General features: G+C 58.4%; 12 protein-coding genes. 7 read left to right on the top strand and 5 right to left on the bottom strand.

All coding sequences use genetic code 11. From position 1 onward, the window contains the following. Positions 1-3 precede the first annotated feature (3 nt). From QV747_RS08525 to QV747_RS08515, 3 genes are all read left to right on the top strand, one after another. Positions 4-2,265: a CHASE2 domain-containing protein gene (locus QV747_RS08525; protein WP_273432721.1), complete on the top strand. Its 2,262-nt coding sequence runs from the start codon at positions 4-6 to the stop codon at positions 2,263-2,265. 194 nt (positions 2,266-2,459) lie between these two features. After that, positions 2,460-4,268: a TolC family outer membrane protein gene (locus QV747_RS08520; protein ID WP_288791497.1), complete on the top strand. Its 1,809-nt coding sequence runs from the start codon at positions 2,460-2,462 to the stop codon at positions 4,266-4,268. Between the two features lie 77 nt (positions 4,269-4,345). After that, positions 4,346-4,939: a response regulator transcription factor gene (locus QV747_RS08515; RefSeq protein ID WP_047391359.1), complete on the top strand. Its 594-nt coding sequence runs from the start codon at positions 4,346-4,348 to the stop codon at positions 4,937-4,939. Here the strand turns inward: QV747_RS08515 and QV747_RS08510 are convergent. From QV747_RS08510 to orn, 4 genes are all read right to left on the bottom strand, one after another. Continuing rightward, positions 4,936-5,325, bottom strand: a complete 390-nt coding sequence (locus QV747_RS08510) for a VOC family protein (RefSeq protein ID WP_273432108.1) — start codon at positions 5,323-5,325, stop codon at positions 4,936-4,938. The genes QV747_RS08515 and QV747_RS08510 overlap by 4 nt on opposite strands. 75 nt (positions 5,326-5,400) lie before the next feature. After that, positions 5,401-6,111, bottom strand: a complete 711-nt coding sequence (locus QV747_RS08505; protein ID WP_273432106.1) for a YafY family protein — start codon at positions 6,109-6,111, stop codon at positions 5,401-5,403. Continuing rightward, a complete protein-coding gene (locus QV747_RS08500) occupies positions 6,111-6,623 on the bottom strand; it encodes a CinA family protein (protein ID WP_273432105.1) in 513 nt (170 codons plus the stop codon). The genes QV747_RS08505 and QV747_RS08500 overlap by 1 nt, the downstream gene beginning before the upstream one ends. A 21-nt stretch (positions 6,624-6,644) precedes the next feature. After that, complete coding sequence (gene orn / locus QV747_RS08495) at positions 6,645-7,241, bottom strand: oligoribonuclease (protein WP_052190494.1); 597 nt, start codon at positions 7,239-7,241, stop codon at positions 6,645-6,647. On the opposite strand from orn, the gene QV747_RS08490 reads away from it, so the two are divergent. The 3 genes from QV747_RS08490 (at position 7,233) to rsgA (ending at position 9,871) form a co-directional block, all read left to right on the top strand. Then, a complete protein-coding gene (locus QV747_RS08490; RefSeq protein WP_308445258.1) occupies positions 7,233-8,585 on the top strand; it encodes a M48 family metallopeptidase in 1,353 nt (450 codons plus the stop codon). The genes orn and QV747_RS08490 overlap by 9 nt on opposite strands. A 71-nt stretch (positions 8,586-8,656) precedes the next feature. After that, positions 8,657-8,971 (top strand): 4a-hydroxytetrahydrobiopterin dehydratase, encoded by a 315-nt coding sequence (locus tag QV747_RS08485; protein WP_028449309.1) that lies wholly within the window; start codon positions 8,657-8,659, stop codon positions 8,969-8,971. 15 nt (positions 8,972-8,986) lie between these two features. Further along, positions 8,987-9,871: a ribosome small subunit-dependent GTPase A gene (gene rsgA, locus QV747_RS08480; RefSeq protein ID WP_273432102.1), complete on the top strand. Its 885-nt coding sequence runs from the start codon at positions 8,987-8,989 to the stop codon at positions 9,869-9,871. Between the two features lie 33 nt (positions 9,872-9,904). On the opposite strand, the gene QV747_RS08475 is transcribed toward rsgA, so the two are convergent. Continuing rightward, on the bottom strand, positions 9,905-10,483 hold the full coding sequence (locus QV747_RS08475; protein ID WP_273432100.1) for a DUF2062 domain-containing protein: 579 nt from the start codon (positions 10,481-10,483) through the stop codon (positions 9,905-9,907). A gap of 160 nt (positions 10,484-10,643) precedes the next feature. Between QV747_RS08475 and QV747_RS08470 the strand changes: the two genes are divergently transcribed. Beyond that, positions 10,644-12,857, top strand: a complete 2,214-nt coding sequence (locus tag QV747_RS08470; protein ID WP_273432098.1) for a bifunctional (p)ppGpp synthetase/guanosine-3',5'-bis(diphosphate) 3'-pyrophosphohydrolase — start codon at positions 10,644-10,646, stop codon at positions 12,855-12,857. The last annotated feature ends 159 nt before the right edge of the window (positions 12,858-13,016 follow it).

The following is a 13,016-nucleotide window of genomic DNA, read 5'->3' as shown; positions in this document are numbered from 1 at the left end:
GGCATGCGCCTGCCCTTGATCTGGTTCGCCAGGATCGCCCAGCACAGCCCACTGCGCCTGCTGGCGAGGATAACGCCATGGGCGCTGCCGCTTTTGCTGCTGACGGCCAGTGCGCTGCTTGGCTATCAAAATGGGCTGGGGCGCGGCGATTTATTGCTGCAGGATTGGGCCAGCCGCCAGCAAAACCGCCCCGCCGACCCCGAGATCGCGCTGATCGTCATCGATGACACCAGCATCGCCGCGCTGGGGCGCTGGCCGTGGCCGCGCGAATTACACGCCCAGCTGTTGGACCGCCTGCAGCAGCTACCCGCCAAAGCCATTGGCTACGATGTGATTTTTAGCGAAGCCGCCGAGCCGAGCAGCGATGCGCAGCTGGCCAAGGCGCTCCGCGCCAATGGCAATGTGGTGTTGCCGGTGTTTGATGCCTGGCAGAACTCACCCGCCGGCGTAACCACCCAAACTGTCTTACCGCTGCCCACGCTGGCCGCCGCCGCCGCGGGGCTGGGGCATATACACCCGACGCTGGATGCCGATGGCGTCGTACGGCAGGTGCCGCTCGCGCGGGCGCCCGGCTGGCCGCACCTGAGTGCCGCATTACTGGCGCTGGATAGTCAGGCGGTGCCCGCCGATTTCTCGCCACGACGGATTGCCTTTAGCGGCCCGGCGGGGCAATACCCCCAATACAGTTTTGCCGAGGTATGGGCCGGTAAGGTAGACCCCGCTTTGCTGCGCGGCAAATACCTGCTGGTGGGGGCGGCGGCCACCGGCTTGGGCGACGCCTACGCCACGCCCAGCACCCACGCCGAACAACGAATGACTGGGGTCGAAATCTTGGCCCACACCTTGGCGATGCTGAAACAGGGCCTGCACTGGCGCAGTGCCACGGGGCTAGAAAATGCGCTGTTTACCGCGCTGTGGACGGCACTGGCCTGGCTGGCCATCCGCTATACCCGCCCACAATGGGCGCTGCTGGCCTTGCTGATCAGCCTGCCGGCCATCGTACTCTGCACCAGTTGGCTACTTGCCAGCACCCAAGTGCTGGTGGCGCCGCTGGCGGCTTTATGTAGCGTGGTCTTGCTGTATCCGATCTGGAGCTGGCTGCGGCTGGAGCTGGCGGTGCGCTTTTTTGCCCGCGAGCTAGCGCGCATCCGTGCCGAAGACCCGGTCTTGGCCAGTCTGCCCCAATCTGGCGCCGGCGCCGATGTGCTGGGGCGCAAAATGGCCACCCTGGGCCATGCCGTGGGCCAACTGGCCGGCCTGCGCCGTTTGGTGCACGAAAGTCTGGCTCAGCTGGCCGATGGGGTGTTGATTTGCGATGCCGATGGCGCGGTGGTGCTGAGTAATCCGGCCGCCCAGCGGCTATTGCCCAAGCTGGAGAGCGAGTCACGACCGCAGGTTTTGGCACTACTGGCCGCGCAGGGCGCGCAGCTGGAGGCTGCGGCGTTGTTTGCACCAACAGGCTACACCCAGAATCTGCAGCTGGCAGATGGCGCAGCCGTCTTGCTCAGCTGCCGCCCGCGGCTGGATCGGCAGCAGCAATTGCTGGGCTGGGTAATGAGCTTAACGGACCTGAGCGTGGTGCAAGCTGCCCAAGCAGCCCGCGATGAGGCGCTGGATTTCCTCTCGCACGATATGCGCTCGCCACAATCGGCCATCCTCGCCTTATTGGAGCTGCACGCTGGGCACGCTTCAGCCGGGCCTGATCTGCTGGCGCGCATTCGCCAGCATGCCGAACGCTCGCTGGCGCTGGCCGAAGACTTTATCCAGCTGGCGCGCGCGCGCCACCAGCAATACCACTTTGCCCCCACCGATCTATTGGACCTGTGCTACGAAATAAGCGATAGCTGTTGGGAAAAGGCGCAATTGCATGCCGTACGCATTAACGTACGATGCGAAAGTACAACAAATCGCTGGGCCGCTTATCCGGCCGATCGCAGCTTGCTGGGTCGAGCCATTGGTAATTTAATCGAGAATGCACTCAAGTATGCCGCCAGTGGTGGGCAGATTGATTGCCTCATCCGCGATGGCCATGCCGGCGGGGTGATACTGGCGGTGCGTGATTACGGGCCGGGTTTATCGGCCGCGCAGCTAATGCAATTGGGGCAAAAATTCAAACAGTTAGCGAGCGGTGCATCCGGCGCTGGCTTGGGGCTGAGCCTGGTGCAAACCGTAGTGGCGCGGCATGGCGGCGAGCTGGAAATCAACAATGCAGCTGGCGGCGGACTATGCTTTCAAATGATCTTGCCAATGGCTGACAACTGTTAACAATTGTTAAGCGCATTGAAATAGCATATTTGCTTGGTTACTATCTGCGAAAAATTACCGCGCCAGACGGAAAAATTAGAAGATTTTAATATACCGGTGGTATTTTAGCAGTCTGCATGCTGGGCCCACTAGGGCTTACATCACATTTTACTAATATAAAAAGACATCAGTTATACACGGACAAAGGATCATCTATGAAACCGCTCGTTCTGCTGCTGGCTGGCCTTTTCGCTAGCCCGGTTTTCGCCGCCAACACGCTTAAAGACGCCGTAGAGCAAACCATCCTCAAAAACCCTGAAGTGCGCATGAAATGGCTGAGCTACAAAGCCGCGGGCGAAGAGCAAAATGCCGCCAAAGGGAATTACTATCCACGCGTCGATCTGAATGGCTATTACGGCGTGGAAAACAAAGATTATCCCAACAGCAAAACCGGCAGTTTCACTCACCCTGGCGTGAATCTGGAATTGCGCCAGATGTTGTTTGATGGCTTTGCCACCCAAACCGAAGTGCGCCGCCTCGGTTATGGCAAACTGACTCGCTATTACGAATTACTGGCCGCCAGCGATCAAGCGGCGCTGGAAACCACCCAGGCGTATCTGGATGTCTTGCGCTACCGTGAGCTGGTGAATCTGGCGCGTGACAATTACGCCATCCACAAAGAAACCTACGATCAGATCGCCGAGCGTGTGAATGCTGGCGTGGGCCGCCGCGTGGATCTGGAAACCGCCACCGGCCGTTTGGCGCTGGCCGAATCCAATTGGCTGACCCAGTCTTCCAATCTGCATGATGTGTCCGCCCGCTACGAACGCCTGACCGGCATGGCTCCAAGCAATGACATGAGCAAACCAGCTGATCTGGCCTCGGTGTTGCCGCGCGATACCGCCAGCCTGCGCACTCAGCTGGCAACCAACCCGCAATTCAAAGCTGCGGTGTACAACATCCGTTCCGCTCGCGCCGATGCGCAAAACAAGAAGAGCGATTACTACCCAACCTTCGAGCTGCGCGCCAGCCAAGGTTTGGATAAAAACCGCGACAATCTGGATGGCAACTACCGCGACGGTAGCATCCAGCTGGTGATGAATTACAACCTGTTCCGCGGTGGCACCACCACGGCACGTGCGGCGCAATACGCCGAGCTCTTGAATGTGGCCTATGAAGTGCGCGACAAAGTCTGCCGCGATATTCGCCAAACCACCCAGATCGCCTGGAACGACACCGCCAAGCTGAAAGAGCAGATCGGCTATCTGGATCAGCACGTGCTGGCCACCGAGAAATCGCGCGATGCCTTCCGCCGCCAGTTCGACATTGGCCAGCGCTCGCTCTTGGACGTACTGGATACCGAAAACGAATTGTTCGAAGCACGCATCGCCTTGGTGAATGGCGAGTTTGACTACCAGCTGGCGCAAGCGCGCGTACTGGCGCAAACCCACCAGCTGTTGGGCGCGCTGCAACTGGCCCCGCTGGAAAACACCGCCCCGGCGGATGATCTGGGCGACAGCATCAGCGATGATGAAAAAATCGCCTGCGGCGGCAATCTGATCGACAGCGTGAAACTCGACCGCGACGCCGCCCTGGCCGGTCGTCCACCACGCCCAGCCATGCCCGCTCCGGCCCCAGCCCCGGAAGCCAAACCGGCGGACAGCAGCACTTGCGAGAAAGCCGTCACCGATCTGGTCAGCAACTGGTCGGCCGCCTGGTCGGGCAAACAGCTGGACACCTATCTGGGCTTCTACGCGCAAAGCTTTGAAGCCAGTGGCGGCCGCAGCCGCGCCGATTGGGCTGCCAAACGCCGTGTGCGCGTGACCAAAGAAGGCCCGATCACGCTGAAACTGGAACAGCCAAGCTGCAAAGTGGTGAGCAAAGAGCGCAGCGAAGTGACCTTCACCCAGCAATACCACTCGCAAGACTACAGCGACACCGTGCAAAAGACGCTGGAGCTGGTGCAGGAAGGTGGCAAATGGAAGATCCAGCGCGAGCGCGTGACCAGCGGTCGTACTGAGTAATACTACCCCTACCTATTGTGCTGCAGGCATTAACTATAATGCCCTGCAGCACAATACCCGCTTAGATTGGAATACGCATGAGTCAGTTGATTTATCTGCTCAGCCAAGATGCCGGCCTGCTTAAGCACTGGCAGCAAGCGTGGGGGGAGCGTTGTCAGCCCGTCGCTTATCCACTGCCGGATTTGGCTCCGGACAGCATCGTGGTGCTGGATACCCAGCATCCAGCATGTCAGATTGTTGAAAAATGGCGGGCCGCTTTACAGCGCTACGCCAGCATTGCCACCAGTACCGTGCCCAGCGATGAGCAAGGTCACCAGTGGCTGAGCATGGGAGCACGCGGCTACTGCCACGCGCTCGCACCGAATGAATTATTGCAGCAAGTTATGGCCGTGGTTAGTGCTGGCGAAATCTGGGCCGGCCGCAGCCTGGTACAGCGGATTCTGGCCGCGATCAACCATTTACCCGCGCAACAGGCGCCCGATTTATCGGCCCTGAGCGAGCGGGAACTGGAAACCGCCCGCTACGCCGCCAAAGGCTATGCCAATAAGGAAATCGCCCGTTTTTTGAATATTTCCGAACGCACGGTCAAGGCGCACTTGACCAGTTGCTACGAAAAACTGGGCATTGCCGATCGGGTGCAGCTCACCTTGCGCTTAAATGGCCTGAACTAAACCCCGCCTTCAGCTTGGGCTGGCACGAAGTAACGCAGGCGATGGCCATCGATATCGGCCAGCACCAGCGTCGTGCCAAAGTCCATTTCCGTAATCGGCTGGATTAGCGTCCAACCCGCCGCGACACCGGCGGTTTGGGCGGCTTCCAGCGCCGCCAGATCAGCCACCGTGCTGCACAATTCGCCCCGCGCGCCCTGCCCCTCTGCCACCGGCAAGACCCCAGCCTGCTGCCACAAACCCAGTTTGCGCCCAGACGGCAGCACAAACAACGCAAACGTCGGGCTCAGCTCGACTGGTGCTTGCCCCAGTAAGCGCTGATACGCGGCGGCACTGGCTTGTGGATCTTGGACATAAAGCAATACATAGCTAGGGTCAAAAGCAGACATGGTCATTCTCCGTGGTTTGGTCAGTGAGCTGGCCACTGTGGCCTGCCCGTACCCCCACTATGCGCCATGCCAGTGTCAGAAAATGTCAGCAGTCGCCACGCTACGGGCAATGCCTTCCTGCGCGCGCCAAGCCTGCAGTAACTGCGCCCGCGAACCAGCATAACGCGCCCCCGATGGCTCGCAGTGGCTAATGCGGTCGGTGCGAAAATGGCGAAAACTCTGACGCAACTCGCACCAGGCCACGAGCACCCGCACTTGCTCAAAGTAGCCAATCGCCAGTGGCCAGATGGCGCGGCGCGACGGAATCTGCTGCAGATCGAGGTAATGAATCTGCAGCACCTGCTGGCGGCGGATCGCTTGGCGCAATTGCGCCAGCAAGGTATTACTCTCGGGCGCCAAGGGTACAGGCCCCACCAGCTGCACCGCTTGCCCCGGCTGCGGGCGGCGCTCCGGGGGTAGCACCGCACTGATTTTGGCCAAGGCCTGCCGCGCGGCGCTTTGCAAGGCCGGATCGGTGCGCTCGGCCACCCAGCTCAAACCGAGCAAGACAGCATCCAGCTCATCTTGATCAAACATCAGCGGCGGCAAAACAAAACCGGGCTGGAGCACATAGCCCAGCCCGGCTTCGCCGCTAATTTCCGCGCCCTGCGCCTGCAGGGTGGCAATATCACGGTACAGCGTGCGCAAACTGATACCCAGCTCCGCCGCCAGCACCTGCCCGCTCACCGGAAAACGATGCTGGCGTAAGAGCTGCAGCAAATCCAGCAAGCGGGCCGCGCGTGCCATCAGGCTGCCTCTAGCAATAATTGGGCTAGACGCTCCAAGGCACGGTATACCGTGGCAGCCCTGATCTGTGAACGGTTTCCGGCAAATACCTGCCGTTCGGTCACAATACCAGCCGGGGTCGCCCAAGCCAGCCACACCGTGCCGACTGGTTTTTCTGGCGTGCCGCCACTGGGCCCGGCGATGCCGGATACCGCAATCGCCCAGCGGGCGCTGGCATGGCTGGCCGCGCCTTGCGCCATCGCCGCCACGACCGGTTCGCTCACCGCGCCCAGCCCGTCAATAAACGCCGGTGGCACATCCAGCATCTCAGCCTTGGCGTGGTTGGCATAAGTGATATAGCCGCGCTCAAACCAAGCGCTGGAGCCGGCAATCTCGGTGATCGCCGCCGCAATCAAACCACCGGTGCACGATTCAGCCGTCGCCAGCGTTTCACCCCGCGCGAGCAAGAGCTGGCCAATTTCGGTGGCTAGCGCGTCAACTTCGCGGGCAAACGGTGCAGGAAAATCAGTCATCGCCGCTCCTAGGCCGAATGCTTACGCGTCATCTTCTTCGGTTTGCAGTAGCGTCACATCCACGCCCTGCCCCGGCAGCTTGATGAAATGCTCACGGTAAAATTTCATCTCGTCGATGGATTCCTGGATATCCGCCAAGGCCGTGTGCGCGCCACGTTTTTTAAATTGCTTAGCCACTTGTGGAGCCCAGCGTTTGCACAGCTCTTTCACGGTAGAGACATCCAGATTGCGATAGTGGAACCAGCTTTCCAGTTGCGGCATGTATTTCACCAGGAAGCGGCGATCCTGATGCACCGAGTTGCCGCACAAAGGCGAAGCGCCTTTAGGGCAATATTGCGCCAGAAACTCGAGCATTTGTGCTTCAACCGCGGCTTCATCCAGCGTTGATGCTTGCACGCGGGCGGTAAGGCCGGAATTGCCGTGCGTTTTCGTGCACCATTCGTCCATCGCATCGAGCACGCTCGCAGGCTGATGCACCACTAGCACCGGGCCTTCGGCCACGATGTTCAGATGGCTGTCGGTGATGATCAGCGCGATTTCCAGTACGCGGTCGGTTTCGGGCTCCAGGCCCGTCATTTCCATATCAACCCACGCCAAGTAGTTCTGGTCTTGTGGCATACTTACTCGCTTGAATTTAATCCAAACCGCTATTTTAGCCGCAAACCGTACCGCTGGGCGCACGCCCGCTACGGCCGGCTTGCCCCACCGATGACTGCCAGCCAATTTTCTATTCTGTTTGTGTTTGCCCTTGTCGCCAGCGTTGCGCTGCAACTATGGCTGGGCATGCGCCATATCAACCATGTTTTGCGCCATCGCCAGACGGTGCCGGCGGAATTTGCCGCGCAAATCAGCCTCGAATCGCATGGCCGGGCGGCCGCCTATACCGTGGCCAAAACCCGCTTTGGGCTGTTTGTGAGTATTTTTGATGCCATGGTGTTGGCCGCCTTCACCCTCGGCGGCGGTATCGAGTGGTTTAGCCAGCTGAGCCAAAGCTGGTTCAGCCATGAAATAGCCCAAGGGTTGGCCCTGATCAGCCTCTTGGCCATCGCCAATTCGCTGCTAAGCCTGCCGTTTGCATGGATTTCCACCTTTGTGATCGAAGCGCGCTTTGGCTTTAATCAGATGAGCCCCAAGCTCTTTATTGCCGACACCCTCAAATCCACCGCATTGGCGGCGCTGATTGGCCTGCCGCTGGTCGCTGCGGTACTGTGGCTGATGGCGCGTATGGGCGAGCAATGGTGGCTGTATGTCTGGGGTACTTGGCTGGGCTTTTCGCTGCTCTTGATGTGGCTATTTCCGACTTATATTGCCCCGCTGTTCAATCGCTTTGAGCCGCTGGCCGATGGCGAAATGAAAACGCGGATTGAAACCTTGCTGGCGCGCTGCGGTTTTCAAAGTAATGGCCTGTTTGTGATGGATGGCAGCAAACGCTCTAGCCACGGCAATGCCTACTTTACCGGCCTAGGCAAAGCCAAGCGCATTGTGTTTTTCGATACCCTGCTCAATCATCTGGCTCCGCAAGAAGTGGAAGCCGTGCTCGCGCATGAGCTAGGGCATTTCAAACACCGCCATATTGCCAAACGCCTGATCTGGACTTTTGCCCTGATGCTGGGCCTATTGTGGCTATTGGGCCAGCTCAAAACCGAGCTGTGGTTTTATCAGGGCTTGGGCGTGCAAAGCGCTTCAACGGCCAGCGCTTTGCTGCTGTTTTTCCTGGTCTTGCCAGTGTTTACCTTTATCTTTTCCCCGCTGGGCTCACTGATGTCGCGCCGGCATGAATATGAAGCCGATGCCTATGCCGCCAGCCAGACTGCGGCCAGTGATTTGGTGGCGGCTTTGGTGAAGCTGTACCGCGATAATGCCGCCACGCTCACACCTGATCCGCTGCACAGTATGTTTTATGACAGCCACCCACCGGCCAGCTTGCGAATTGCTGCCTTGCAACGCTTAGCCCAAGGATGAGATTGCGCTGGCGAGGGTAAAAAACCGTGCTAGAAAGACACTGTTTACCCCCGCCAAACAAGGAGCGCACCATGGCACTGGCTGACGAACACTGCGCCGCAAAAGCTGACAAACTCGATGAAGTCGCCGCCGAAATGTTGTGCACCGAGGTGCACGACTGGATTATCAATAATGGCTCGCTGGAAAAAATCTTCCGCTTTCGCAATTTCCACGAGACCATGGCCTTTGCCAACGCGGTGGCTTATCTTGCGCACCAGCAAGATCACCACCCGGCCATGGAGTTAACCTTTTCGCGCTGCAAGCTGAGCTGGAATACCCACTCGGCCGGCGGCCTTTCACGTAATGATTTTATTTGTGCCGCGCGGGTGGATTTACTTAAGCCCTAGCGACTTCAGGACCTCATGACCGACACCACCGCCCGCATCGTTACCAGTTACGGCAAAGTTTATATTGTGGAATTAGCCGATGGCCAACGCCTGTCGGCCTCCACCCGCGGCAAAAAAACCGATTATGCCTGCGGCGATCGGGTAGCCATCACCGTACTGAATCAAGAACAAGCGGTGATCAATAAGGCACTAGAGCGGCAAACCCTGCTCTATCGCTCTGATCAGTGGAAAAGCAAACTCATCGCAGCCAATGTCACGCAAATCATCATCGTGGTGGCGCCAGTGCCCAGCTTTTCGGATGAACTGATTGGCCGGGCACTCTTAGCCGCTGCCGAAGCCGGCATCCGCCCACTGATTTGCCTGAATAAATGTGACCTCCCTGAAAGCGAGCAAGCCCGCGCGCGGCTGGCCTACTATCAGCGCTATGCATATCCGGTCGTAGAAATCTCGGCCAAACAGGATTTAAGCCCGCTACGGCCATGGCTAGCCGGCCAGGTGAGCGTACTGGTGGGGCAATCGGGCATGGGCAAATCCACCATCACCAATGCGCTGATTCCTGACGCGAATGCGCGGGTGAATGAGATTTCACAGGCGCTGGATTCCGGCAAACACACCACCACCCACGCGCAGCTATATAAGCTAGATGAAACGGCCGAGTTGATTGATTCACCGGGTTTGCAATCATTTGGGCTCGCCCACGTGGCGGCTGAAGACTTGCCGCGCTTGATGGCCGATTTTGTGCCGTATATTGGCCAATGTCGCTTTGCCAATTGCCGCCACCGGCAAGAGCCCGGCTGCCAAGTCACCGCCGCCGTGGCAAGCGGCGACATCGCCCCCGGCCGACTGGAGCTCTTGCACCGGCTGCAGGATGAAATCTATCTGGCCAAAAACAATTACTGAGTCAGCGCAGCAGATGCGATGAAAAGCGAGCGATTAGCTCGCTTTTTTATACCCACCCTCGGTATTGGCCTGCACACGTTGATTACGCTTGGCCACCGAGCGATACACCGATAGGCGCCACCCCAGCTGCACCAGTACAAACGCCCCAAGCGCCAGCAAAATCCCCAGCAGTGGCAGCCCAACCAATAGAGGCGCGCCCAGTGCTGCCAGCCAATCTGGCAACGCCAGCAGCCAATCCCACAACCCCAGTTGCCACAGCGACGGCATTTGCGCCATGGTGGCAACGCCATCCTGGCCCGTCACCCAACTCCCCAAGGTGAAGGCCAGCCAATACAAAGGGCCAATAGTCAGGGGATTAGTGTAAAAAGTGCCCAGCACCGCCACCGGTAAATTCACCCGCCACCACCAGGCCAGCAGCGAAGCCGTGATAATCTGCAAAGGCCCCGGAATCAGCCCGCCCAGCATGCCGGCCGCCAAACCACCCGCCACCGAGCGTCGATTCAGATGCCAGTAATTAGGGTGCTCAAACCAGTGCGCAAAGCGCCGTAGCACCCGGTTTTCTTGCAACTGGGCTTGATCTGGCAAATATCGACGCAATAGTTTTCTGGGCATGACAGGTTTCAGTTCATAATTTCGCTATCACAGACCCACTATTTTCGGCAAAATTCAGTGTGCTGGCAGTTTTTTCTGCCAATCGGAGCTCACCGGCGCCTGCCGGCCCCCGCTTGTGCCCGTTTTGCTGGCCGCCCGACTGTTAGAGGCTACGTTTTTCATGGTTGCAGTTACCCGCCCCCTTGCCCAATCGATTGCTGAAGCGGCCGACCCAGATCGCTGGCTGGCCGCGCTGGCCGAGCGCTATGCTCCGGCCGAGCTCACGCGCCTGCGCGAAGCGCTGGACTGGATTGCCGAGGTGTATGGCGATGCACTCAATACCGATACCGACGAGCCGCTGTTTTTACACGCGGTGGCCAGCGCCTCCATCGTGGCCGATTTGCGCATGGATGCCAACGCGGTCATTGCCAGCCTGCTATTTTGCATCCCGGACAAACTGGATAAATCCGCCGAAGCGATTGAAAAACGCTTTGGCCCGGTGGTCAGCAAGCTGGTGGATGGCGTGAGCAAAGTGCGCAAGCTACGCGCGCTGGCAAAACCCGCCAGTGGCAAAGCCGATGACTACGCCCAGCAGGTTGAAGCGCAGCGCAAAATGCTGCTGGCGATGGTGGAAGACATTCGCGCAGTGCTGATCAAATTGGCTTGGCGCACCCAAACCATGCACAGCATTGCCAAATTGCCCGAAGAGCGCCGCCGCAAAATCGCGCAGGAAACACTGGATGTGTTTGCCCCACTGGCCAACCGGCTGGGGGTGTGGCAAATCAAATGGGAGCTGGAAGACCTCGGTTTTCGCTTCCTGCATACCGACACCTACAAAAAAATCGCCAAGCTCCTGGACGAGCGGCGGGTAGATCGCGAGCATTTCATCACCGATGTGCTGGAGACGCTGCGGCGCGAGCTGGCCAAAGCCGGCGTTACTCACGTGGATTTGATGGGGCGGCCTAAACACATTTACAGCATCTGGAAAAAGATGCAGAAGAAAAAGCTCGATTTTTCCGAGCTCTACGATATCCGCGCCGTGCGCGTGCTGGTGGATGATGTAAAAGATTGCTACACAGTACTCGGGATTGTGCACAACCTGTGGCAGCCGATCCCGGGCGAATTTGACGACTATATCGCCCAACCCAAAGGCAATTTCTATCGCAGCCTGCACACGGCGGTGATTGGCCCGCAGGATAAAGCGGTGGAAGTGCAAATCCGCACTTTTGAGATGCACGATCATGCCGAACATGGCGTGGCAGCCCACTGGCGCTACAAAGAAGGCGGCCACGGCGATGCGCGCTATGAAGAAAAAATCGCCTGGCTACGCCAGCTGCTGGATTGGCGTGAAGATGTCGCCGCCGATGATAAGTTTACCGACGCCTTCAAAGCCGAGCTGTTTCAGGACACCATCTATGTGCTCACCCCCGCCGGGCGGGTGATTGCCCTGCCCAAAGGCAGCACGCCGGTGGACTTTGCCTATCACCTGCACACAGATCTGGGGCATCGCTGCCGTGGGGCCAAGATCAATGGCCAGATCGTGCCCTTGAATACCGCGCTGGAAAACGGCCAGCGTATTGAGATTCTGGCCACCAAAGAAGGCGGGCCTAGCCTTGATTGGCTGCACCAAGGCTATGTGAAAAGCCATCGGGCAGCGCAAAAAATCCGCCACTGGATTCGCCAGCAAAATCTCGATGTAGCGCTCGAAGCGGGCAAAAACCTGTATGACAAGGAAGCGTCGCGCGCCGGCGCGAGCAATCTGAATCAGGATACCGTCGCCAGCCGCCTGCAGTGCAAAACCATTGATGAGGTGTATGTTGGCCTGGGCCAAGGTGAAATCAGCCTGCGTGAGCTCAATCTGGCCTTTAGCGATGCACAGCGCCCCGCCGAACCACCGGCCGAAGAAACACCAGAAGACTTCGTGAAAGCGGCTCGCGCCAGCCAGCATGGCGAGGGGATCTTGATCGAGGGCATCGACAAACTGATGACCATGCTGGCCAAGTGCTGCAAGCCCGTGCCACCCGACCCGGTTATGGGTTATGTGACCAAAGGACGCGGTATTTCTATTCACCGCTGCGATTGCTTAGCGCTGAAACGCCTCGCCGCCGATACACCAGAGCGACTCATTAAAGCCGAATGGGGTAATTTGCAGGGTAATGGCCATGTTTTTGCGGTGGATATTCAAGTGGAAGCCAATGAGCGCCCCAATTTATTGCGCGATCTCACCGATATTATGTCGCGCGAAAAAATCAATGTGAGCGCGGCGAATATGCAAGCCCGCGATGGCCGCTCGCGGATCGCGCTCACAATTGAAATCCGCGACAACGAACAATTACAAAAAATATTCGCCAGAATTCAGGAAGTGTCAGGCATTATTCGCTGCCAACGCCATTGATGCTATTAAAAATGCGACAGCAGAAGCGCATAGAATTCAATTACTTGAAATAAAGGCGAAAGCCAAACCCATGTTGGCTTTCCATCCCTAAACCGGCCCTTTAGAATTTGGCAATATTACCGATCTTGGTCTATTGCTAGATAACCACCTCGCAGTTCA

The organism is uncultured Chitinibacter sp., assembly GCF_945957625.1.
Lineage (GTDB): Bacteria > Pseudomonadota > Gammaproteobacteria > Burkholderiales > Chitinibacteraceae > Chitinibacter > Chitinibacter tainanensis.
The sequence above is the reverse complement of the archived record's forward strand: the minus strand, read 5'-3'. Positions and strand labels throughout refer to the sequence as shown.

What these genes read in the sequence shown, in the direction of transcription:
- QV747_RS08525 (WP_273432721.1), top strand. Translation starts at nt 4, where the DNA reads ATGCGCCTGCCCTTGATCTGGTTCGCCAGGATCGCCCAGCACAGCCCA.
- QV747_RS08520 (WP_288791497.1), top strand. Translation starts at nt 2,460, where the DNA reads ATGAAACCGCTCGTTCTGCTGCTGGCTGGCCTTTTCGCTAGCCCGGTT.
- QV747_RS08515 (WP_047391359.1), top strand. Translation starts at nt 4,346, where the DNA reads ATGAGTCAGTTGATTTATCTGCTCAGCCAAGATGCCGGCCTGCTTAAG.
- QV747_RS08510 (WP_273432108.1), bottom strand. Translation starts at nt 5,325, where the DNA reads ATGTCTGCTTTTGACCCTAGCTATGTATTGCTTTATGTCCAAGATCCA.
- QV747_RS08505 (WP_273432106.1), bottom strand. Translation starts at nt 6,111, where the DNA reads ATGGCACGCGCGGCCCGCTTGCTGGATTTGCTGCAGCTCTTACGCCAG.
- QV747_RS08500 (WP_273432105.1), bottom strand. Translation starts at nt 6,623, where the DNA reads ATGACTGATTTTCCTGCACCGTTTGCCCGCGAAGTTGACGCGCTAGCC.
- orn (WP_052190494.1), bottom strand. Translation starts at nt 7,241, where the DNA reads ATGCCACAAGACCAGAACTACTTGGCGTGGGTTGATATGGAAATGACG.
- QV747_RS08485 (WP_028449309.1), top strand. Translation starts at nt 8,657, where the DNA reads ATGGCACTGGCTGACGAACACTGCGCCGCAAAAGCTGACAAACTCGAT.
- rsgA (WP_273432102.1), top strand. Translation starts at nt 8,987, where the DNA reads ATGACCGACACCACCGCCCGCATCGTTACCAGTTACGGCAAAGTTTAT.
- QV747_RS08475 (WP_273432100.1), bottom strand. Translation starts at nt 10,483, where the DNA reads ATGCCCAGAAAACTATTGCGTCGATATTTGCCAGATCAAGCCCAGTTG.
- QV747_RS08470 (WP_273432098.1), top strand. Translation starts at nt 10,644, where the DNA reads ATGGTTGCAGTTACCCGCCCCCTTGCCCAATCGATTGCTGAAGCGGCC.